At 61.9% G+C, this 22,008-nt stretch carries 22 protein-coding genes and 3 pseudogenes; 5 read left to right on the forward strand and 20 right to left on the reverse strand.

Going from position 1 to position 22,008, the window contains the following annotated elements; translation table 11 throughout:
* Positions 1-135 precede the first annotated feature (135 nt).
* Positions 136-915 carry an IclR family transcriptional regulator gene (locus tag NKH36_RS28505; protein ID WP_352965363.1) on the reverse strand — a complete coding sequence of 260 codons (780 nt, stop codon included), beginning with the start codon at positions 913-915 and terminating at the stop codon, positions 136-138.
* A 204-nt stretch (positions 916-1,119) separates the two neighbouring features.
* On the opposite strand from NKH36_RS28505, the gene NKH36_RS28510 reads away from it, so the two are divergent.
* From NKH36_RS28510 to NKH36_RS28530, 5 genes are all read left to right on the forward strand, one after another.
* Positions 1,120-2,097, forward strand: coding sequence for a Bug family tripartite tricarboxylate transporter substrate binding protein (locus NKH36_RS28510; RefSeq protein WP_352965365.1), 978 nt, complete (start codon positions 1,120-1,122; stop codon positions 2,095-2,097).
* 128 nt (positions 2,098-2,225) lie between these two features.
* A complete protein-coding gene (locus tag NKH36_RS28515) occupies positions 2,226-2,762 on the forward strand; it encodes a tripartite tricarboxylate transporter TctB family protein (RefSeq protein WP_352965366.1) in 537 nt (178 codons plus the stop codon).
* Between the two features lie 4 nt (positions 2,763-2,766).
* Entirely contained in the window at positions 2,767-4,290 is a 1,524-nt protein-coding gene (locus NKH36_RS28520; protein WP_352965368.1) for a tripartite tricarboxylate transporter permease, read from the forward strand.
* A gap of 16 nt (positions 4,291-4,306) precedes the next feature.
* The gene (locus NKH36_RS28525) at positions 4,307-5,491 is read left to right on the forward strand and encodes a CaiB/BaiF CoA transferase family protein (protein ID WP_352965433.1); all 1,185 of its coding nucleotides are present in this window, start codon (positions 4,307-4,309) and stop codon (positions 5,489-5,491) included.
* Positions 5,492-5,504: 13 nt separating this feature from the next.
* Entirely contained in the window at positions 5,505-6,356 is an 852-nt protein-coding gene (locus NKH36_RS28530; RefSeq protein ID WP_352965370.1) for a citryl-CoA lyase, read from the forward strand.
* Here the strand turns inward: NKH36_RS28530 and NKH36_RS28535 are convergent.
* The 19 genes and pseudogenes from NKH36_RS28535 to NKH36_RS28625 form a co-directional block, all read right to left on the reverse strand.
* On the reverse strand, positions 6,332-6,838 hold the full coding sequence (locus NKH36_RS28535; RefSeq protein ID WP_352965371.1) for an NUDIX hydrolase: 507 nt from the start codon (positions 6,836-6,838) through the stop codon (positions 6,332-6,334). The genes NKH36_RS28530 and NKH36_RS28535 overlap by 25 nt on opposite strands.
* 132 nt (positions 6,839-6,970) lie before the next feature.
* The gene (locus tag NKH36_RS28540) at positions 6,971-7,267 is read right to left on the reverse strand and encodes a hypothetical protein (RefSeq protein WP_352965373.1); all 297 of its coding nucleotides are present in this window, start codon (positions 7,265-7,267) and stop codon (positions 6,971-6,973) included.
* Between the two features lie 395 nt (positions 7,268-7,662).
* Positions 7,663-8,355, reverse strand: a complete 693-nt coding sequence (locus NKH36_RS28545; protein ID WP_352965375.1) for a response regulator transcription factor — start codon at positions 8,353-8,355, stop codon at positions 7,663-7,665.
* Positions 8,352-11,068 (reverse strand): annotated as a pseudogene (locus NKH36_RS28550) (DUF4118 domain-containing protein). The gene NKH36_RS28545 and the pseudogene NKH36_RS28550 overlap by 4 nt, the downstream one beginning before the upstream one ends.
* 47 nt (positions 11,069-11,115) lie before the next feature.
* Positions 11,116-11,685, reverse strand: a complete 570-nt coding sequence (kdpC, locus tag NKH36_RS28555) for a potassium-transporting ATPase subunit KdpC (RefSeq protein WP_352965377.1) — start codon at positions 11,683-11,685, stop codon at positions 11,116-11,118.
* Between the two features lie 13 nt (positions 11,686-11,698).
* Positions 11,699-13,792, reverse strand: coding sequence for a potassium-transporting ATPase subunit KdpB (gene kdpB / locus NKH36_RS28560; protein ID WP_352965379.1), 2,094 nt, complete (start codon positions 13,790-13,792; stop codon positions 11,699-11,701).
* Positions 13,789-14,004, reverse strand: a complete 216-nt coding sequence (locus NKH36_RS28565) for a hypothetical protein (RefSeq protein WP_352965381.1) — start codon at positions 14,002-14,004, stop codon at positions 13,789-13,791. Before NKH36_RS28565 ends, kdpB begins: the two co-directional genes overlap by 4 nt.
* 25 nt (positions 14,005-14,029) lie before the next feature.
* On the reverse strand, positions 14,030-15,733 hold the full coding sequence (kdpA, locus tag NKH36_RS28570; RefSeq protein ID WP_352965383.1) for a potassium-transporting ATPase subunit KdpA: 1,704 nt from the start codon (positions 15,731-15,733) through the stop codon (positions 14,030-14,032).
* 33 nt (positions 15,734-15,766) lie between these two features.
* The gene (locus NKH36_RS28575) at positions 15,767-15,856 is read right to left on the reverse strand and encodes a K(+)-transporting ATPase subunit F (RefSeq protein ID WP_036266998.1); all 90 of its coding nucleotides are present in this window, start codon (positions 15,854-15,856) and stop codon (positions 15,767-15,769) included.
* 350 nt (positions 15,857-16,206) lie between these two features.
* Complete coding sequence (locus NKH36_RS28580; protein ID WP_352965384.1) at positions 16,207-17,706, reverse strand: hypothetical protein; 1,500 nt, start codon at positions 17,704-17,706, stop codon at positions 16,207-16,209.
* Positions 17,707-17,784: 78 nt separating this feature from the next.
* The gene (locus tag NKH36_RS28585; RefSeq protein WP_352965386.1) at positions 17,785-18,486 is read right to left on the reverse strand and encodes a class I SAM-dependent methyltransferase; all 702 of its coding nucleotides are present in this window, start codon (positions 18,484-18,486) and stop codon (positions 17,785-17,787) included.
* On the reverse strand, positions 18,467-19,516 hold the full coding sequence (locus tag NKH36_RS28590; RefSeq protein WP_352965387.1) for a glycosyltransferase family 2 protein: 1,050 nt from the start codon (positions 19,514-19,516) through the stop codon (positions 18,467-18,469). The genes NKH36_RS28585 and NKH36_RS28590 overlap by 20 nt, the downstream gene beginning before the upstream one ends.
* 167 nt (positions 19,517-19,683) lie before the next feature.
* Positions 19,684-19,866 carry a hypothetical protein gene (locus tag NKH36_RS28595; RefSeq protein ID WP_352965389.1) on the reverse strand — a complete coding sequence of 61 codons (183 nt, stop codon included), beginning with the start codon at positions 19,864-19,866 and terminating at the stop codon, positions 19,684-19,686.
* Positions 19,866-20,054 carry a DUF3606 domain-containing protein gene (locus NKH36_RS28600; protein ID WP_352965391.1) on the reverse strand — a complete coding sequence of 63 codons (189 nt, stop codon included), beginning with the start codon at positions 20,052-20,054 and terminating at the stop codon, positions 19,866-19,868. Before NKH36_RS28600 ends, NKH36_RS28595 begins: the two co-directional genes overlap by 1 nt.
* Positions 20,055-20,210: 156 nt before the next feature.
* Positions 20,211-20,471 (reverse strand): DUF982 domain-containing protein, encoded by a 261-nt coding sequence (locus tag NKH36_RS28605; RefSeq protein WP_352965393.1) that lies wholly within the window; start codon positions 20,469-20,471, stop codon positions 20,211-20,213.
* A 166-nt stretch (positions 20,472-20,637) separates the two neighbouring features.
* The gene (locus NKH36_RS28610) at positions 20,638-20,868 is read right to left on the reverse strand and encodes a hypothetical protein (RefSeq protein ID WP_292519047.1); all 231 of its coding nucleotides are present in this window, start codon (positions 20,866-20,868) and stop codon (positions 20,638-20,640) included.
* 121 nt (positions 20,869-20,989) lie between these two features.
* Positions 20,990-21,214 carry an OST-HTH/LOTUS domain-containing protein gene (locus NKH36_RS28615; RefSeq protein ID WP_352965435.1) on the reverse strand — a complete coding sequence of 75 codons (225 nt, stop codon included), beginning with the start codon at positions 21,212-21,214 and terminating at the stop codon, positions 20,990-20,992.
* 141 nt (positions 21,215-21,355) lie between these two features.
* Positions 21,356-21,683: pseudogene (locus NKH36_RS28620) on the reverse strand (NYN domain-containing protein); the annotation flags it as partial.
* 111 nt (positions 21,684-21,794) lie between these two features.
* Positions 21,795-21,983 (reverse strand): annotated as a pseudogene (locus NKH36_RS28625) (Atu4866 domain-containing protein); the annotation flags it as partial.
* Between the last annotated feature and the right edge of the window lie 25 nt (positions 21,984-22,008).

Here is a 22,008-nt window from a genome sequence, read left to right on the forward strand (position 1 = left end):
ATCCATTACACCCAAGGCTGCCTCCAAAAGCAGTCTTGAATCATGCTACGGTCAAAAAGGGAATCCTAAGAGTCCACACCACCTAGGGGTGTTGCCTGTCATCCTGTGGTTCTGGTCAGGCCGAATCGAGGCTTTCTACGCCTTGCGCTTCAGCACCGGGCCTTCCGTTTCGGCACCGGCTTTGCGGGCCGCCTGTTCGAGCATCGAGGCGTCTTCGCCGAAAGTGCGGGTGGCGCGCGCGGCTGCCTCGATCAGCGGATTTTTCATGCGCTGGAGAAAGGCCGCGTCGACGCGCGTGCTCGGGCCGGACAACGTCAACGCGCCGAGCAAGGTAGGCCCCGGCCCGAACACCGGTGCCGAGACGCCCGCAGTCTCGGGGTCGCGATCGCCGACCGACAAACAATAATAGGTTTTGCGGATCGTTTCGTAAGGCTCGCCCTGTTGAGCGGAAAACGCCGCAAGCACGCGGCCGCCCGAGCCGGCCAGCAAGGGCAGCACGTCGCCTTCCCGTATGGTGTAGCGGATGGGATGCTTGGACTCGACACGGTAGAGGCAGGTGCGCACGTCGCCCGAGCGGACATAGAAAGCGACGCTTTCCCAACTTCGCTCGGCCAGATCGCGCATGATCGGCAGCAGGATGTCGATCGCCACGACCGAACGCTGGTATAGGGCACCCAGCCGGAAGGTGGCAGGGCCGACACGGTAGCGGCCGTCGTCGAGACGCTCCAGCAACTGCCCGCGCAACAACGAGTTCGCCAGCCTCAGGATCGTGCTCTTGTAGAGGCCGGTCCGCGCCGCGATTTCGGCCAGGCTGAGCGACCGGTCGGAGGTAGCGAAAGCATCGAGGATGGCGATCGCACGGTCGAGCGCGGCAACGCCGTTGGTCGACGCAGGCTTGGATTGTGTTACGGTCATCTGCTTGACCACGTCGCTCCGTTCCCAGTTGGACAGAAGGGTCGATCGGAACAACTATGCCGCGTGCAGACAGTTCTGTCCAGTAGAATGCTGTTCCTGTTGACAGAACGAGACAAAGGCTGCATGAATTTTTATCGAGCGGGTCTGAATTCAGGCTACGTTGCTGGCAGGCACCGGAGGAGGTGTCGTGATTGGAGGAATCCCATGCTGAACAGACGCAGATTTTTAATGAGCACCGCCGCTGCCGGCGCCGCCGGTTTCGCAGCGTTGCATCTCTCGCCGGCTTTTGCGCAGGATGCGCCGCAGATCCAGATCTTCGTGCCGGCAGCGCCCGGCGGCGGCTGGGACCAGACGGCGCGCACGATGGACCAGGTGCTGCGCAGTGAGAAGCTGATCTCCGGGTCGCAGATCACCAATGTCGGCGGCGCTGGCGGCACAGTCGGCCTGCCGCAATTCATCAGCCAGTGGAACGGCAAGGGCAATTCGCTGATGGTTGCCGGCATGGTCATGGTTGGCGCCATTATCGCCAACAAATCGGCCAATAATCTCACCGAAGTCACGCCGATCGCCCGCCTCACCGGCGAATTCGAGGCGCTTGTGGTGCCGGCGGCCTCGCCGTTCAAGACCGCAGCGGATTTCGTCGCCGCCCTCAAAGCTGACCCGACCAAGGTTCCGGTGGCTGGCGGTTCGGCCGGCGGCTCGGACCACATATTGTTCGGCCTTATCGCGAAGACGGCCGGTGTTCCGGCAGCCAACCTCTCCTACGTGCCGTTCGCCGGTGGCGGCGAGGCGCTGTCGGCGCTTCTCGGCAACCAGGTCGCAGCCGGCATCTCCGGCTATGGCGAGTTCTCCGAACAGGTGAAGGCCGGTGCACTTCGGCTGCTCGCCATTTCCGCGGACAAGCGCCAGGAAGGCATCGACGCACCGACGCTGAAGGAAGCCGGCATCGATGTCGAACTGTTCAACTGGCGCGGCGTTTTCGCACCGCCGGGCGTTTCCGACGCCGACAAGACGGCGATGGTCACGCTGGTCGAGACCATGGCCAAAAGCGATGCCTGGGCCACCGAATGCAAAAACCGCAACTGGACGCAAATCCTGCTCACCGGCGACGACTATGCGAAATTTCTCGCCGAGGACACGGCCCGGATCGCAGCCATCCTCAAGGACCTCGGCCTTGCCTGATGTCCTCGGAGAGGGCGGTCTGCACTGCCTCTTTCCGATGTTCGCCAGTCGCATGGACATACGATCCAGCGCGAGTGAAACTGCGGTGAGGTCGGCTGTGGGAGACCGGCTATCCAGGGAGGACGATCATGAGCACCAGCGACCCGCAGGCGGCGCGGCCGCGCCTTGCCGTGCCCGAATTGCTGATCGGCATCGGGCTTCTCGCTTGCGCCGGCGCGGTAGCCTGGCAGACGTTGTCGATTCCGGTGTCGCCGCTCTACTCCAAGGTCGGCCCGACCGTCTTTCCCTACATCACCATGGTCGGCATGACGGTCCTGTCCCTGTTGCTGATCGTCGCCGCCCTGCGGGGCGGCTGGCAACCGGAAGAAGAAAAGGAAACGCCGACCGACTGGAAGGCGATGGGCATCGTCGCCGTCGGACTGGTCGCGAACCTTGTGCTGATCCAGCCGCTTGGCTTCACCGCAGCCTCGGTGATCATGTTCGTTCTCATCTGCCACGGGTTCGGCAGCAGACATCCGCTGCGAGACGTGCTGCTCGGCCTGATCCTGGCGCTTGCCGCCTATTTCGGCTTCGCCAGGGCGCTCGGCGTCAATATCGGCGCCGGCTTCATCGAGAACCAGCTGAACACGGGTCTCGATGCGATTATCCGTATGTTGAGAGGCTGAAGCCATGGAAACGCTCAGCCATCTCGCCCACGGATTTTCGGTCGCTTTTACGCCGGTCAATCTCATGTGGTGCCTGCTCGGCACGACACTGGGGACCGCGATCGGCGTGCTGCCCGGCCTCGGACCGGCGCTGACCATCGCCCTGCTTTTGCCGATCACCTATCAGGTGGCGCCGGAAGCATCCTTCATCCTGTTTGCCGGTATCTATTACGGCGCCATGTATGGCGGTTCGACGACATCGATCCTGCTAAACACGCCGGGCGAAAGTGCGACCATCGTCACTGCGCTGGAGGGCAACAGGATGGCCCGTTCCGGCCGCGGCGGCGCGGCACTTGCCACCTCGGCGATCGGCTCCTTCGTCGCCGGCACACTCGGCACGCTGGGCGTCGCTTTCCTGGCTCCGGTCGTGGTCAAATTCGCGCTGTCTTTCGGCCCGGCCGAATATTTTTCGCTGATGGTGCTGGCCTTCATTACGGTTTCGGCGGTGCTCGGCTCGTCGTCGGTGCGTGGCCTGACCAGCCTGTTCATCGGCTTCGTCATCGGCATGATCGGCGTCGACCTGCAGACCGGGCAGCCGCGCTTCACCTTCGGCATGAGCCAATTGCTCGACGGCGTCGACGTGATCGTCGTCGCCGTCGGCCTCTTTGCGGTCGGCGAGACGTTCTACATGGCCTCGCGCCGCTATGCCGGCAAGGACGAGATCGTGCCGCTGAAGGGCTCGCTGTACATGACGGCGGCCGAATGGGCACGCTCGTGGAAGGCTTGGCTGCGCGGCGCCCTGCTCGGCTTCCCGATCGGCGCCCTGCCGGCCGGCGGCGCCGAAATCCCGACCTTCCTGTCCTATGCGATCGAGAAGAAGCTCTCCAAACACAAGGAGGAGTTCGGCACGGTCGGCGCTATCGAAGGCGTTGCCGGACCGGAAGCCGCCAACAACGCATCGGCCGCCGGCGTGCTGGTGCCGATGCTGACGCTTGGCCTGCCGACCTCGGCGACGGCCGCGATCATGCTGTCGGCCTTCCAGAGCTATGGCATCAATCCCGGGCCGATGCTGTTCATGACGCAGGCCAATCTGGTCTGGGGGCTGATCGCCAGCCTGTTTATCGCCAATATCATCCTCGTTATCCTCAACCTGCCGCTGATCGGGTTGTGGGTGCGGCTGCTGAAAATCCCGGCGCCGCAGCTCTATGCCGGCATCCTGGTGTTCGCCACGGTCGGCACCTACGGTATTTCGCAATCGCCGACCGACCTCGTGATCCTCTATCTGCTCGGCGGGGGCGGATTCCTGATGCGGCGCTTCGATTTCCCGACGGCGCCGGTCATCATCGGCATGATCCTCTGGCCGCTTGCCGAAACGCAGTTCCGCCGGGCGATGACCATCTCGAACGGCGACTGGTCGGTGTTCTACAAGCATCCGCTGTCGCTGACGCTGCTGACGCTGGCGTTCATCGGGTTGATTGGGCCGCATATCTACGCTTTCATAGAACGCCGGCGCACGCGAGGACCGGAACACGTGCCGGGCGATGCCTGACCTTGTCTGGAACATCATGACCGATCTGCTGTCCGGTATCCGCATCCTCGACCTAACCAATGTCCTGGCTGGCCCTTATTGCGCCTATCAGCTGGCGCTGCTCGGGGCCGACGTGATCAAGGTCGAGGCGCCGCAGGGCGGCGATCTGGCGCGCCAGCTCGGCGGCTCGCCGGAACTCAACAGTGCCGGAATGGGCGCTTCGTTCCTGGCGCAGAACGCCGGCAAACGATCGGTGGTGCTCGATCTCAAGAAAGAGGCCGATCGCGAACGCTTCCTCGATCTGGTCGCCTCCGCCGACGCGCTGGTCGAGAATTTCCGCCCTGGCGTGATGGACCGGCTGGGGCTTGGCTATAAGAGGCTGAAAGAGGTCCGCCCCAGCCTCGTCTATTGCGCGATTTCTGGTTTTGGACAGACCGGGCCGATGCGCGACAATCCGGCCTACGACCAGATCATCCAGGGCCTGTCCGGCATCATGAGCATCACCGGCACGCCGGAGACGGCGCCGCTGCGTGTCGGCTATCCCGTCGCCGACACGCTGGGCGGGCTAGTCGGGGCGTTCGCGATCGCCGCCGCACTTGTGAAGCAGAAAACGACAGGCGAGGGCGCCTTCCTCGACGTGTCGATGCTCGAATGCACGCTTTCCGCGCTGGGCTGGCCGGTCTCCAACTATCTGACGGCTGACGTCGTGCCGCAGCCGATGGGCAATGAGAACATGACGGCTGCACCTTCCGGTACGTTTCGCACCGGCGACGGTCTGCTCAACATCGCCGCCAATAAGCAGGAGCAGTTCGTTACGCTCTGCCGGCTGATCGGACTGCCGGAGCTGGCGTCGGACCCGCGCTTTGCCGAGCGTGAGACGCGCAAGCGCAATCGCATCGCCTTGAAGGCACTGATCGAGGATGCCCTGGCGAACAGCTCGGCCGCGGCCTGGGAGGAGACGCTCAATCGCGCAGGCGTGCCGGCGGGCAGGGTGCTGACGATCCCGCAGGTGCTGGCCGAGCAGCAAGTGATCGAGCGCCACATGACCACCCGTTTCGATAGCATGCCGAACATCGACCGACCGCTGACCGTCGTGCGCGGCGGGTTCATAGTCGATGGTGCAGCGCCGTTGCCGACCAAGCCGCCGCCGGCGCTGGGCGAGCATATGGACGAGGTGTTTGCCAGTCTGACGCCGCGCGTCAAGAAAAAGGCGCAGGCATGAGCGACGCGAGAACATGAGCAACGTTGGGAAAAAAACCGGCCGCGAGCGCGGCGAGGAATGGTGGCAGACCGATGTCATCGAAATGCGCCCTGGCGTGATCCGGCTGCGCGGCTATGAGATCCAGGACCTGATCGGCCGCGTCAGCTTTCCGGCGATGATATGGCTGATGCTGCGCGGCGAACTGCCAGGTGAGGAGCAGGCGGCGCTGCTCGGCATCGCGCTCGGTGCCGCCGTCGACCACGGGCCGCAGGCGCCCTCGATCGCCATTGCCCGCATGGCGGCCACCTGCGGCGTCGGCATCAACAGCGCCATGGCTTCAGCCATCAATGTGCTCGGCGACGTGCATGGCGGCGCCGGCGAGCAGGCGCTTGCCTTCTACGGCGACATCGCCGCGGCACTGGACGCAGGCGTGACGCTTGCCGATGCCGTCGCGTCGCGCCTCGATCGCTTCTTCGCCGAGGAGAAATCCTATGTGCCGGGGCTCGGCCATCGCTTCCACCCCGTCGATCCGCGGGCGCCGCGCCTCATCGAGCTGACCCGCGATTTTGCCGCGCGCGGCATCGTCGGCGGACGTTTCGCCGACATCGCCGAGGCTGTTGAGGCCGAGATGGCGCGGCGTAAGGGCAAGAAGATCCCGCTCAACATCGACGGCGCCACCGCCGTCATCTATGGCGAGCTCGGCTTCCCGCCACCGCTGACACGCGGCCTTTTCGTGCTCTCGCGCTCGGTCGGCATATTGGCGCATGCGTGGGAGCAGTCGCAACAGAGCGACCGCAACAAGGGACCACTGCCGCGCGAATGGTTGTGGGCCTATACGGGCACGCCGGTGCGGCCTTTCCCTCAGGGAGACGGTGACTCCAAATGAGGACTTGGTTCAGGTTCGCCAGCGGGCGCTGGTTGGGGAACGGTTAAGTTCTTCAGCAGCGTTGAAAGATCGGGCTCGTCGATAAGCACTGCTGCGTCTGCCGGCGCCAGCCATGCCCGCTGCCGTCTTTTGGCTTCCTGCCAGTTGGCCAGCTCCTCCGTTACCGCCAGCAGGTAGACGGTAACGTCGACGCGGACGAAGCGGTTAGTCAGCCGCTTCCAGTAGGAATAGGTGCCGGCCGGCTGCTTCAGCGTCTTGCCGAGGACGCCGGCTTCCTCCTGCGCTTCGATGGTGGCTGCCTTGCGCCCACTCTTGCCCTTCATCGGCCAGCCCTTGGGCACGATAAAGCGCCTTGTCGATATCGAGGTGACCAGCATCACCTCGACGTCGCCGCGCTCACCCAGCCGAAAAGGAATCGCCGCGACCTGACGGATCCGCCCGCCCTTCCTCGCTTTGCGTACGGCCTTCTTGGTGGCTGCCATTCCCGACGATCCAATCAGGGCAGTGCCCAAGCACAAAGGCACGTTGCGAAATCAAAACCGCCTTGATGCTACTTCAAGCACATCTGCGTTCAAGCATATAGGTCGGCTAATAAATGAAAAGCGCCGGCTTTCTCAGCGGCAGGTGCTGATGAAGCGGCTGCCCGACCGCCGCAACTGGCAAGTAGGCCTCATCTGCTGCACATCAGGCCGTTGCGGCGCGACCTCGCGATCCTGGGCACGGAACTGCTGTTGCTGCTGCTGATACTGCTGCCGCCGCAATCTGTTCTCCAGCATCTGCAATTCGCCTTGAAGGACCAGCGCGTTGCGGTTGGCGGGAGTGACAATCTGCGCGGAGACAGCCGCGTCCGACAGCATCGCTGTTGCCAGCATTGCCGAGATGACGATCGTTAATAGGCGAAGCGGCGACATCCATTCATTCCCGCACGAAACAGAACCCTCCAATCAATATAGGGCGTTTGTCTGGTGACGCCATGATTAAAGCCTTGCCGATGCGGAATTGGCGGGTTGAGTTGCCGAACTCAAAGCCCGTCGACCCATGTGTGCTGGGCAAGGGGAAAAATCTCGAGATCAACGATAAGAAACTGGCGCGCATCCTGCAGTTCAGCATCTGCCAGGCCGTCGGTTGCCCGTGGCATTCAACGCGAAAATCACGCCGCTGCTCAAGGCCGCCACCATTTTGAAAATGCGGTTGCGATCGATACAGGCCAGCCGATCAGCTTTCCCATCTCATTGACCGGCTTCAGCGGCGCGCTCCTGAACCGCGGAACTCTCGGCCGATTGAGCGTTGTCCACCAGGATTATATTCAGTCCACTTCGCGCAGACGATATCCGACGCCGGTTTCGGTCGTGATGTAACGCGGCTGGTCGGGCGTTTTCTCGATCTTTTGCCTGAGCTGCCGCACATAGACCCTGAGATACTGCACGTCGGTCGAATCGCCCCAGACCTGCTTCAAAAGAAACCGGTGGGTGAGAACCTTGCCCGCGTGCTGCACGAGGATGCGCAGAATGTCGTACTCCTTCGGCGAGAGCTTTATCTCCCTGCCCTCGATCGTGACGATGCGCTTTACCAGATCGACCGCGAGATCGCCGGTGTGGAAGACCGGCTTCTCCCCTTGCTGCTGGAACTTGTGGCGGAGCGCCACGCGGATGCGCGCGACAAGCTCGTTCATGCCGAACGGCTTGGTGACATAGTCGTCGGCGCCGAGTTCAAGTGCCGAGACGATGCCGGCCTCGTCGGTGCGGCTGGAAAGGATGACCACGGGAACATCCAGGCCGTCGTCGCGCCATTTACGCAGCAAATCGTGGCCGCCCATGCCGGGCAGGCCGAGATCGAGCAGGATCAGGTCCGGCTTTTCCGTCTCCATCAATTCGATCGCCGTCTTGGCGTTCGGCGCCTCGCTGATCGCATAGCCCTGGCTGCCAAGGCCGACGCGGAGCAGCTTCCGGATCGGCGGTTCGTCATCGACTACCAATATCCTGACGTCCAGGTTCGTCATGGCAAGTCATCCATGTCGGGGTCGTCCACATGTTGGACTTCCGGCACCGGCATCTTGATCGTGAAAATCGCACCCGAGCGGTCGGTCCTGTTGGCCGCTGAAATCGTCCCGCCCATCGCCTCGATGAAGCCGCGGCAGATCGAGAGCCCGAGCCCGGTGCCGGCACGGACCTGGTCGCCCTTGCGCACCCGGTGGAACGTGTCGAAAATGCGCTCCAGATCCGCTGGCGGAATGCCCGGCCCCTCATCCATGATCTGCAGGATGACGGAACCATTGTCGGCCCAGCCCTGCAGGCGGATCGTCGAACCTGGCAGCGCATATTTAGCGGCATTGTCGAGGAGGTTGAACAGCGCTTGCTCGAACAGGACGGGGTCGAGCCTCAACATCGGCAGATCCGTGGGAATGTCCATTTCGGTCTTGTGTTCGCCGATGATTTTCCTGGCCCGATGCAAGGCGGTGCCGACAATGTCGCCGACATAGTGGAATGCGTAGTTCGGCTCCATCGCACCGGATTCGATCTTGGTCATGTCCAGCAGATTGGCGATGAAGCGGTTCAGTCGCTCCGATTCGTCAAGCACGGTCGACAGCAGCTCCGCCCGATCCGCTTCGGGAAGCGCTGGCGCAAATTCCCGCAAGGTGCCGGCGGCGCCCATTATGGCGGCAAGCGGCGTTTTCAGGTCATGGGAAATCGAGGTCAGCAGCGCCGAGCGCAGGCGGTCCGCCTCGGCCTCGAGCTTGGCCCGGTCGACGTCGGCAACAAGCTGGATGCGCTCGATGGCGACTGCCGCTTGATCGGCGAGCGCGTCGAGGAGGCGCTTCTGTTCGGGAGTCAGCAACGGGCCTTGCTTGTCGTTGTCGAGGCCGACGACGCCGACGGCGGTGCGCCCCGTCCGCAACGGCAGATACAGGCGTCTTGCTCCGGGCAGCGTGTCGGCGCCGCGGCCGCGGGGCGATCATGCTCCCAAGCCCAACGGGCGGCCGCGATGTCGGCCTCGGCCAGCGTGTCATCGGGTGGGTAGCCGGCCTTGACGGTGATCGAGCCGTTTTCCGGCAGCAGCAGCACCACGCGCAGCTTCAGCATCGAGGCAATCTGGAAGGCAGTCGCCCAGAGCACGTCGTCAAGCGTGCCAGCGCCGGCGAGCTTCTTCGAGAAGAGATAGATATCTTCCGTGGCGCGTGCCCGCGAGCGGGCAGCGACCGCCTGTCGCTGCACGCGCACTGTCAGATTGCTGGCAATGAACGCGACAACCAGGAAGACAGCCAGCGCAACGATGCTCTCCGGATCTTGGATCGTCAGCGTGTAACGTGGTTCCAGGAAGAAAAAGTTGAAGGCAATGGCGCTGATGAGACAGGCATACAAAGCCGGCCAGAGACCGCCGGTCACCGCCGAAGTAAGAACCCCGATGAGAAAGATGATCGCCAGATTGCGGACGTCGAGAAACTGGTGGAGAAGGACGGCGAAGGCGAGCGAGCCAACAACATAGGCCGTGGCCTTGAGATAGGGCCAGATCTCGAATTGCCACTGCTCGTCCGCCGCCTTGACGGTCCTCGACGTCGCCTCTGCGTTGCGTTCGTTTCCCGAAATGACATGGACGCTGATGTCGCCGGCATTGCGGATGAGATCATAAGTGAGCGAGCCTTCGATCAATTCCCGCCAGCGCGATCGGGTCGGCCTGCCGATCACGATATGGGTGAAGTTGTTTGCGGTCGCATGGCGAACGATGTCCTGCGCGACGTTCTGACCTGGAATGGTCGTCACCTCGGCGCCGAGCTGCTCGGCAAGGCGCAGCAGAGTCGCTAGCCGATCCTTGTCCTCCTCGGACATCCCGGCTGAACGAGGGGTATCGACATGAAGCGCCGTCCAGGGGGCGCGGAGCCGGTCGGCCAATCTCCGCGCGTAGCGGACACGGGCCGCCCCGCCCGGACGCGCATCGACGCAGACGAGAACCCTTTCCCCCGCCGCCCAGGGCCCGGGTATGGCGTGGGCCTGCATGTGGATCAGCAACTGCTCGTCGACGCGCTGGGCGGTGCGGCGGAGCGCCAGTTCCCTGAGCGCCGTCAGATTGCCCGGCGAGAAATAGTTCTCGATGGCGCGCTGGGCGGTGCTGGGGATATAGACCTTGCCTTCCTCGAGCCGCTTGATCAGGTCGTCGGGAGTGAGATCGATGATCTCGATGTCGTCGGCCTGGTCGATGATGGAGTCTGGAACCGTCTCGCGCACCCTGACGCGCGTGATCTGCGCCACGACATCGTTCAGGCTTTCGACATGCTGGATGTTGAGCGTCGTGTAGACGTCGATACCGTGCGTCAGGATTTCCTGAACGTCGAGATAGCGCTTGGGATGGCGGCTGCCCGGCGCGTTGGTATGGGCAAGCTCGTCGACGAGGACCAGCGCCGGACGCCGGGCAAGGATGGCATCGAGGTCCATTTCCTCGAGGATGCGCCCCTTGTAGTCGACCTGGCGGCGGGGGATCAGCTCATAGCCGTCGACCAGCACCTGGGTTTCCTTGCGGCCGTACGTCTCGACGACGCCGATCACCACGTCCACCCCGTCGGCCAATCTTGCACGGCCCGACATCAGCATTTCATAGGTCTTGCCGACACCGGGTGCCGCGCCCAGGAAAATCCGCAGACGACCGCGCGCCTCCCGCTCCGCATGATCAAGCAGCGCGTCGGGTGAGGGTCTGGTTTCGTTGCGGCTGTCGTCCGGCATCAGAATCGATCATGAATGGCGCCGGGGATGGTGTCGATCCCCGCCATTCATTGCTTGATGGCCTCGTCCATTGCCAGGTTGAGCGCCAGCACATTGACCACCGGCTCTCCCATGAAGCCAAGCTCGCGGTCCTCGACATGGCTGTCGACGAGGGATTTAACCCTGGCTTCATCAACGCCCCTGGCTCTGGCTACCCTGGCGACCTGGAAATAGGCAGCTTCGGGGCTGATATGCGGATCGAGGCCGCTGCCTGAAGTCGTGACCAGATCGATCGGCACCGGCTGGTCCGGATTTTCCGCTTTCAGCTTGTCGGCATCGCCCTTGATGCGGTCGATCAGCTTGGGGTTGGTCGGCCCGAGATTCGAACCGCTCGAAGCGGCGGCGTTGTAGCCGTCGCCGGCAGCCGAGGGGCGGCCATGGAAATAGCGCTCGCTAGCAAAAGCCTGGCCGATCAGTTCGGAGCCGACGATCTTGCCGTCCTTCTCGATCAGGCTGCCATTGGCCTGGTTGGGAAACAGGGCTTGGGCAATGCCGGTCATGCCGAGCGGATAGATCAGGCCGGTGAGGATGGTGAAGAATACGATCATAGTGATCGCGGGTCTGATTTGCTTGAGCATGGACTTAATTCCTTTATGCGAGGCCAAGCGCGGTGACGGCCATGTCGATCGCCTTGATGCCGACGAAGGGGGCAATGATGCCGCCGAGGCCGTAGACAAGAAGGTTGCGGCTGAGCAGCGCGCCCGCGCCGATCGCGCGATATTTGACGCCTCTCAGCGACAGCGGGATCAGCGCGATGATGATCAGCGCGTTGAAGATGATGGCCGAGAGAATGGCGCTCTGCGGCGTTGCCAGATGCATGATATTGAGCGCCTGCAGTGGACCTGATGTCTGCCCCGGCGCGATGTAGAAGACGGCGAATATGGCCGGGATGATGGCGAAGTACTTGGCCACGTCGTTGGCGATGGAGAAGGTCGTCAGCGAGCCGCGCGTCATCAGCAGCGCCTTGCCGATTTCTACGATCTCGATCAGCTTGGTCGGATCGCTGTCGAGGTCGACCATATTGCCGGCTTCGCGTGCGGCGACCGTGCCGGTATTCATGGCAACGCCGACATCGGCTTGCGCAAGGGCGGGCGCATCATTGGTGCCGTCGCCGCACATGGCGACGAGCTTGCCGTTGGCCTGTTCGTCGCGGATGAGCTTCAGCTTGTCCTCGGGCGTCGCCTGGGCAAGGAAATCGTCGACGCCGGCCTCCGCCGCGATCGCCGCCGCCGTCATCGGATTGTCGCCGGTGATCATCACCGTGCGGATTCCCATTTTGCGCAGTTCAGCGAAGCGTTCCCTGATGCCGCCTTTGACGATGTCCTTGAGTTGGACGACGCCGAGCAAGCGTCCGTCGCGCTCGACCGCCAGCGGCGTGCCGCCGGATTTGGCGACGTCGTCGGCGATCGCCTGCAGATCGCGGACGGTGTCGCTGCTGGGGCGCGTACCATGCGTGGCGACGGTCGAACGATTGACGTGCGCGAGCACCGAATCGACCGCGCCCTTGCGCACCGAAGAGCCATCGATGTCGACGCCGCTCATGCGGGTTTGCGCGGTGAAAGGCACGAAAGCGGCATGCAATGTTGCCATGTCGCGGGCACGGATGGCGTATTTCTCCTTCGCCAGCACGACGATCGAGCGGCCTTCCGGCGTTTCATCGGCAAGCGAGGCAAGCTGCGCCGCGTCGGCCAGCTCCTGCTCGGTGACGCCCTTGACCGGGCGGAATGCCGTCGCCTGGCGATTGCCGAGCGTGATCGTGCCGGTCTTGTCGAGCAGCAGCGTGTCGACGTCGCCAGCCGCCTCGACGGCGCGGCCCGACATCGCCAGCACGTTGAACCGCACCAGGCGATCCATGCCGGCGATGCCGATGGCCGAAAGCAACGCCCCGATCGTCGTCGGGATCAAGGTGACGAACAGGGCGACCAGGACGGTCACCGAGATGTAGCCGCCCGAATAGGCGGCGAAACTCGGGATCGTCGCCGTAGCCAGCACGAAGATCAGCGTCATGCCGACGAGCAGGATGTTGAGCGCGATCTCGTTGGGCGTCTTCTGGCGCTCGGCGCCTTCGACCAGCGAGATCATGCGGTCGAGGAACGTATGGCCGGAGGCCGCGGTGATGCGCACGCGGATCCAGTCGGACAAAACCTGCGTGCCGCCGGTCACCGCCGAACGGTCGCCGCCGGATTCACGGAGCACCGGAGCCGATTCGCCGGTGATCGCCGCCTCATTGACCGAAGCGACGCCTTCGATCACCTCGCCGTCCGAGGGAATGATGTCGCCAGCCTCGACGAGCACCACATCGCCGACCTTCAGGCTGGTGCCGGGCACCAGCCTGAACTTGGTGCGGTCGTCGCCGCTCAACAGCTTGGCCTCGGCCTCGGTGCGCGCCTTGCGCAGCGAATCGGCCTGCGCCTTGCCTCGGCCTTCGGCGACCGCTTCGGCGAAGTTGGCAAAAAGCACGGTGAACCACAGCCAAATGATGATCTGCAGCGAGAAGCCGAGATCGCCGCCAGCAGTGACAAGATCCTTGACGAACAGGACTGACGTGAGCGCCGAGACGACAGCGACGACGAACATCACCGGATTGCGCATCAAGGTGCGCGGGTTCAGTTTCCTGACGGCCCCGCCGATGGCGGGCAGCAGGATACGGGCATCCATGATAACAGCCGATTTGGACTGGCTCATTTAGTCGCTCCAGTGTCGATGTTGTTGGATGGCACCGATCGATCGGATGCCGAAAGAAGATGCGGAAGCCCGGAGGCCAGCAACCAGATCACGAACATGATTGCTGCAATGCCGAAGAACGTGGACATGGTCGGGAAAGGCGGCGGGATTGCCTCTCCCTCATGATGGGTGCGGGAACGCAGTCTGCGACGTATGGTTTCGAACCAGGACATGACATTGATCTAAGGTGGGGCGGTTTCAGAATGTCTGCCCGCGGATGCCAGCCAGGTGCTCGACGATCGGTCCGACCGCCAGCGCCGGGAAGAAGGTGAGGCCGCCAACGATCAGAATGACGCCGACCAGCAGCCCGACGAACAGCGGCCCGTTGGTCGGGAAGGTGCCGGCGGAGGCGGGCACCGTCTTCTTGGCGACCAGCGAACCGGCGATCGCCAGAGCCGGGATGATGACCAGGAAGCGGCCTATCAACATGCCGATGCCGAGCGTGATGTTGTACCAGGGCGTGTTGCCGGTCAGGCCACCAAAGGCCGAGCCGTTGTTGGCGGCAGCCGAGGTGTAGGCATAGAGAACCTCGGAGAAGCCGTGCGGGCCGGCATTGGCCATCGAAGCGACGCCTGTCGGCAGCACCACCGCGATGGCGGTGAAGATCAGCATCGCCAGCGGCAGGCAGAGAATGGCGAGCATTGCCATCTTGATCTCCTTGGCCTCGATCTTCTTGCCGAGATATTCGGGCGTGCGTCCGACCATCAGTCCGGCGACGAAGACGGCGATCACGATGTACATCAGGATGCCGTAGAGACCGGCGCCGACACCGCCGACAATGACCTCGCCGAGCTGCATGTTGATGATCGGGATCATGCCGCCAAGTGCGGTGAAGCTGTCATGCATGGCGTTGACGGCGCCGCAGGACGCGGCCGTGGTGATGACCGCAAACAGCGCCGACAAAGCGATGCCGAAGCGTGTTTCCTTGCCTTCCATGTTGCCGCCGTCGATGCCCAGCGCATGAACCAGCGGATTGCCTGATGCTTCCGCCCAATAGCAGACGGCGACGCCGGCGATGAACAGGACGCCCATCGCGGTCAAGATCGCCCAACCCTGGCGCTGGTTGCCGTTCATGCGGCCGAAGACGTTGGTCAGCGCCGCACCGATGGCGAAGATCGAAACCATCTGGATCAGGTTCGAGATCGCATCGGGATTTTCGAAAGGATGCGCGGCATTGGCGTTGAAGAAGCCGCCGCCATTGGTGCCGAGCATCTTGATGGCGATCTGCGAGGCTGCTGGCCCGACCGCGATCGTCTGCCGCGGGCCCTCCAATGTTGTGGCGTCGAGATAGGCGCTGAGCGTCTGCGGTATGCCGAGATAGACATAGACCAGCGTCAGCACGATGCAAAGCGGCAACAGCAGGTAAAGGGTGCACCGGGTCATATCGACCCAGAAATTGCCGATCGATTTGCCCGAGGCCTTGGTGAAGCCGCGGATCAGCGCGATTGCGATGGCGATGCCGGTCGCCGCGGACAGGAAGTTCTGCACGGTGAAGCCGGCCATCTGCACGAGATAGGACATCGTGCTTTCGCCGCCGTAGTTCTGCCAGTTGGTGTTGGTCATGAAGCTGGCGGCGGTGTTGAAGGCGAGACCGGGTTCGACGGCGCTCATACCGGCCGGATTGTAAGGCAGGCTGCCTTGCAGCCGCTGCAGGAAGTAAAGCACCAGGAAACCGGCCAGGTTGAAGAACAGCAGGGCCGCCGCATAGGTGGTCCAGTGCTGCTCCTCACGCTCGCTGGTTCCCGAGATGCGATAAAGGCGCCGCTCGACAGGACCCAAAATCGGCGAGAGGAATGTGCGGTCGCCGCTGAAAACGTGATACATGTAGCCGCCGAGCGGCTTCACGAGCAGAACAACGATCCCACAATAGACGAGGATCTGTATCCATCCGTTGAAAGTCATTGAAATAGCTTTCCGTGCCTTCGCCAGTTGCCGTTAGAAACGTTCTGGGCGAACGAGGGCGTACGTTAGGTAGGCGAGAAGGAACAAGGTCACAGCGCCACCAAGGATGTAATCGACAAGCATGTTGCGGTCCGCCTAAAGACTGTCGCAGGCTTTTATGAAGGCGAAGAACAGGGCGAAAGACAAAAACCCTATTCCGAGAACGATGATGTCCATCGGACTTGCTCCTTATTTTGCGTTTTGCACTGCCTTGCCTGCAGCCGGCTGGGTTGAAGGCATGTGGAGACACTCGGTCGCGACGGTAATGGCGACCGAGATGTGTCCTTCCCGACGGAATATGGATCAAAACCCCATAAAGGTTCGAGCCGGGGCAAAGAGGAAAGATATAAAAATCCTATAGGGATTTTGCCGTCGTGATCTCAGCGCACGGCGTTTAAAGACAAGTCGTGCATCGGCGCGAAAGCCACCGAAAATCAACGATCGCGCGTATAGATCACGGCGTAGTCGTCCGCATACGCCCGCTTCCAGCCCAGTTCATCGAAGAATGGAATGCGGCTGTCGTCCGGCGTCAGCAAGGCCCAGTCTATCGCATGCTCCTCGAGCTGCTTTTCGAGGACAGGCTTTCCGCCGCTGCGTCCTGTCTCAGCATCTGTCTTCATAAAGCCGTTGAGAAAGAGCTGATCTGTCCGGCCGTCGATGAATGTCTTGATTCCATGGAAAATCAAGCTGCCGCCGAAGTTGTAGGAATTCAGGACATTGCCTGACAGATGATGGCTTTCGACGAATGCGAGCGCATCCTTCGCCGAAGTCTTCTGGCTCGGCGCGACCGGATAGGCGCTCGTGAGCATTGCGGTTGTAACCACCAGCAAAACGCCTGCCACGCAGCAGATCTGGTAAAATCGCTCTGCGAAAAACCGTTCCAGCCCGTCGCGCCTATCGGACACCCATTTCGCCAGGGAAAGCGCGGGATATTGCTCCGCAATTTCGGCCGCAAGCACGATCGGGACCAGCAGAAAGAACAGGTACATGAAGCGCAGATGGGTGAGATAGATATGCAAGGCAAAGATGATGAACAGCGCCTTCGCCCAGCCGACGCGAAGTCTCGACACAAGCAGCGCGAAAAAGAACAGTAGGATACCCACTTCCTGGAATGGTTGATCCGAGGCGTCGAACGGTTTCCACTCGATAATCAAGGGGACCGCTTCATTGCCATAGGCTACCGTGAAGGTGGCAAGGATGGCCTTGATGCCATAGGGATTGATCAGGCTGACCACCGGGCAGAGCAGTCCGAAGGCAACCCATTTGCCAAGGAGTACGGGGTTGGCCAGGCGGGTTCGCACAAGAAGATCGAGGCCGGCGAAAGCCGCGATGACGAAGCCGATGGTAAAGGTCGCGTGGAGATTGGCCCACAGGACAAGCAGGGCAAGCAGCCACAGAGGCGGCCCCTGCTCATCACGCGCTGCGCGGAAAAGCACTGCGGTCCAGATCACGATGATGGGCAAGGTGAAGATGTGCGGACGCGCGGTGAAGATCGGGGAGATCAAGGCCACCGCGAACAAGGCCAGTCCCACTGCCGCCGTCGGTCTCAACCAGGTGCTGAGATACCATGACAGCAGCGCGCCCGTCAGGGCGATGATTGAGATGATCAGCACCGCCACGCCGTTCCAGCCACTTGCCGTGTAAGCGAGCGCAAGGAGAACCTGTCCAAGCCATTCCTTGGCGATCCACGGCTGGCCGGCGAAAGTATGAGAATAGCTGTCGACAACCGGGAACGTACGATTTGCCAAAAGATCGAGCCCCACCTTGACCTGCCACCAACAGTCGGGGTCCTGCAGGATGGCTTGGGCGTGGGCGGAAAGCGCGAATGCCACGAGAGGCGCGACGAGCAGGCAGAACATCACCCTGGCCCGCTGCGCGTCGTTGACCGACGACGCGGTCGCAACGGTCGCTACGGTCGCCTGAATCCCGTTCATATTATATCCTCCAAGCCGCTCAGCGGCAGATCGATTGGCGGTTTCAGCTTGTCGCTCATCCGAGGGCAGGGCGTCCGCTCAAACGGCAGGCTTGACCGCATGCACGAAATACTGGGCTCCGATAGGCATCCTGGTCAGGAAGCGCTCCAAGGGTCGCAATCTTGCGAGCCCGCGTGGGAAAAAGATCCGGTAGACGACATCGGGTTTGGAGAAGCCGGCCGCAGCCATTCGCTTGCGCACATCGCGGCTGTTGATCAGAATTGCGTTCTCGTCGAAAGCACAGTTTCGTACCGCGTGCGTCGTCAGCGGATTCCAGGGATTGTGCTCGAACAAAAAGAAGCTGCCACCACCGGTCAGCACTCTCTCGATCTCCTTGATCAGGCCGACATGGAGGTCTTCAGGGATGTGATGGAACACGCAGGCGGCGAAGGCGAGGTCGAAACTTGCGTCGTCGTAAGGGATCGTTTCGCCGTCGAAGTGCCTGAAATCGGCCTGATCGGGAAAGCGCTTGCGGGCGATGTCGAGCGACTGCGAGGAGGGGTCGAGCAAGGTGATTTCGCTGTCGGGAAATGCGGCGCGCATAGGCCCCAGCGAATTGCCGACGCCCGCGCCGAAGTCGAGTATCCGCCGCGGCTTCACGCCTGAGCGGGCGAGCCTTGCCGCGACATCGTCGATCTTGTACTGCGCGAAGAAATCCGGGGTTTCGCCGCTCAGCCGGATACTGGCGGCATGCTGCTGCTGATACTCCAGCGCGAACTGGTCAAACTCGGCCTGAAGCACGCGCGGCTCCCTTCACCAGTTCATCGGCCATTTCCTGAAGGCGATGGACGGGCAGTTTCCCGGTGGCAGGATCATGGGCAGCGATCTCGTTTATGAGATAGAGCGGCCGCCGCTTGGTCTCCATATACATGCGCCCGAGATATTCCCCGAAAATCCCAAGGACCAGAAGCTGGACGCTGCCGAGGATCAGGATGATTGCGGCCAGGCTGGTCCAGCCGGGCAATACGCTGCCGGCAAACCATGAGAAGAGCGTGTAGCCGAGCGCAGCAAGCCCGAGAAAGCCGAAGATCATGCCGAGATGTGAGGCGAACCGCAGGGGCACGATGGAGAAGCTCGTCATCGCATCCATTGCCAGAAGCACCATCTTCTTCAACGGGTAATGCGTGGTGCCTGCGAAGCGCTGGTGCCGCTCATAGGCAAAAGCCACCTGCTTCAGGCCGATCCAGCTCACCATGCCGCGAATGAAGCGGTAACGCTCGGGCATCGCATTGAGATGATCGAGCGCGCGGCGGCTCATCAGGCGAAAATCCCCGGAATCGAGCGCCATGTCGACGTCGACCATCTTGCGCAGCAGACGGTAGAACAATGCGGCGGTTGCGCGCTTGAACCAGCCTTCGCCCTGACGCTTCAGCCGCTGGCCATAGACGACGTCGAACCCCTCATCCATCTTTGCCATCATGGCTTTGAGCAATTCCGGCGGGTCCTGGAGGTCGGCATCGAGAATGAGAATGCGCTGGCCGCGGCAAAACTCCAGGCCGGCGCTGAGCGCAATCTGGTGGCCGTAATTTCGGGCGAGGTCTATGCCGACGACGTGGCTGTCCTGTTTGGCGAGTTCGAAAATGGCCTCGCGGGTGCCGTCGGTGGCTCCGTCGATGACCAGCACGATCTCGTAGGAATGCCCCGCTTGTTCACGGCAAACGGCTGTGACGCGCCGGTAAAGCTCGGCGACCCCACCGATTTCATTGTAGCACGGCACGACAACCGACAGCGCGACGGCGCGTCGCGCAGCGATTTTCTCTGTTTGCGCCAAAAGCCCAGCTCCCATGGTTAGAACGGGAATAGGCCGAATTTGTTAGAAAATCGATAAGCCGCTCATGATTACCGGCCCGCGACGCCAGATAAGCGAAGCGTGCGGATGGCCGGGCACGTGCGACGGTGATGCGGGGGATACGAGGGCGGACACTCCGCCACGTCGGCTCAGCCTTCTGCCTTGAAGTTCTTCGCTTCCTTCTCGACCTTGGGGCTGTCCTTGCCGTGCTTGCGCATCAGATCCTTCGCCTGGTTGGGCGAAACGTCGGTGGTCTCGGCCAGGCGCAGGGCCTCCTTGTCGTCCGGTTGGCGTTTCTTCCGATCCGCCATTGTGGTCCGCTTGTCAGCCATCACGACGCCTTTATGCTCGCGGCGATTTCGTGCAGCACCTTGCGATCGGTGCCGTGGCGCTTGATCAAGGTGCGTGCCTGTTCGGGAGTAATGCCGGCTTCCTCGGCGAGATGCCTCACCTCATAGTCTTCCTCGCCGGCAACTTGTGAGCGATCGCGGTTGTCGGTCTTGGTCTTGTCGTCGGGCATGGCAGTTCTCCTCGTTTCGACCTAGAGCATAACGATGGAGATTTCGTGAGGTTCCTTAGTGCATGTCGCCCAAAAGTGCGCAGCGGTTTTGGAACGACGACATGCAAAACAAGAACTAAAAGCGCGTCGCATCGAACCCTTCGGAAGTGATGCGCTTCAATGCCGGCCTTCGCGCACAAACACATGGGCTTCCTTGGCGGCGGCCGTGAACGCCCGCCGCGCACTGCCAACCGCCCGCCGCTGCTCCATCGCGTCCATCATGGCTTTCAAGGCCGCGCGATATTTCGGCCCGCGCTTTTCGTCTGGCCATTTGTCGACCAGAAGCGAGGCCGCCTGGACCGTCCTCGTCACAGAGAGAGGGCGGCCGACCCGTTCGCTCTCGATCGTCACCGGAACATCGAATTGTTCATCACGCATTACCGCCACTCCTTGACTCCAAGGACAGCAACGGCGCACCGGGACTATTCGTTCCGATGACGAATGGCGTGATCCATCCCGATCACAATTCATGGTTACTGAGTGGCTTACGTCGCCGCTCTAGTTCCGACAGTGCGCAAGCCAATTGGGCGCAGGGCGACATGGATTAGCGGGACCGATGGTCGAACACGACCCCCATGGTCCTACCAATTGCAGTCATCACGACAAGTTCGACCAGATGGTCGTCGCTGTCCTCACACGCCGGTGCTGCCCGGCGGATGGCATCTATTGCGGCTCTGGTGGATATGGTGTCGCCGGCGCGGAATTTTGAAAGCGCAGATGAAACAAGTTCCTGGGCCGTCAAGTCAACGACAGGCACTCTCGAAACGATGTTCATTGGCCTCCTCCGCCATGAACCCTGCCCCGCGAGAATGATACGCCGAATGGCGGTTTCCGCCAGCGAAATAGTGGCCCGACCAGACGCCAATCGGCCCACGGACAGTTGCCTTTTGCAGGGCTCAGCGCGACGCTGCCGACTTCGATTTCTCTCGGCTCCTCGCAGCTGGCTTGACCCTTATACGCATCGCTCCACCCTCGGGATGATCGATCTCAAAGGCGTTGGTCTTCCGCACGAGATCGCTCAGCTTGCGAAAGCCGAAGGTTCGGGGATCGAAGTCCGATGCCAGATTGGCGAGCTGATTGCCGACGATGCCGAGCGGCACCCAACCGTCCTCGGTTCCCATCTGTGAAATGACCTTGGTGATGATCGGCGTCGCGGCGCTGGGCGGCTGAGCGTTGGCTGGCGCAGTCGGAAGCAGATTCTCGGTGTATACGAACCGGCGGCACGCCTGCCGGAAACTCTCCGGCGTCTTCTGCTCGCCAAACCCATACACGTCGACCCCATGTTCCCTGATGCGAGCTGCAAGGCGGGTGAAATCGCTATCGGACGACACCAGGCAGAAGCCTTCGAACCGCCCGCTGTGCAGAAGGTCCATCGTGTCGATGACGAGCGTGATATCGGATGCGTTCTTGCCGGTGGTGTAGGCGAATTGGGATAATCGCATGCTTCGACAGCACATCGGCCCAAGCCTTCGAGCGGGTGCTGGAAAAATCGCCATAGATGCGACGAACGCTCGCCTCGCCGATCTTGGCGATTTCCTCGAACAACCCGTCGGCAATCTTGGCCGAGGCATTGTCTGCGTCGATCAGCACTGCAAGCCGTGGAGAACGTGTTTCAGTAGGCGTGAGCCCCTATTTTTTGGCTTCGCACCAAAAGACATATGGTGCAGCGGTAACGTTTTTGTCGAGATTCCACGAACGTCACTACTTCATGCGATACAAGATCATACCGGCGTGATGCAGCACGCCGTCAATGAACGTTCCGTCCGCGGTAAAGCCGGTGTCGTCCCGGTAGTAGATGTGATTTCCTCGGATTTCATAGCGTCCCTGATATGTGCTCGCACGGTTTCCGCGCGTTTCGTCATAGCGACCGTTTGGAAGCAAGTTGTGGCGGTGCGGATGTTGAGGCGGTGATAGC

It is taken from the genome of Mesorhizobium sp. M1312, from assembly GCF_040318115.1.
Lineage (GTDB): Bacteria > Pseudomonadota > Alphaproteobacteria > Rhizobiales > Rhizobiaceae > Mesorhizobium.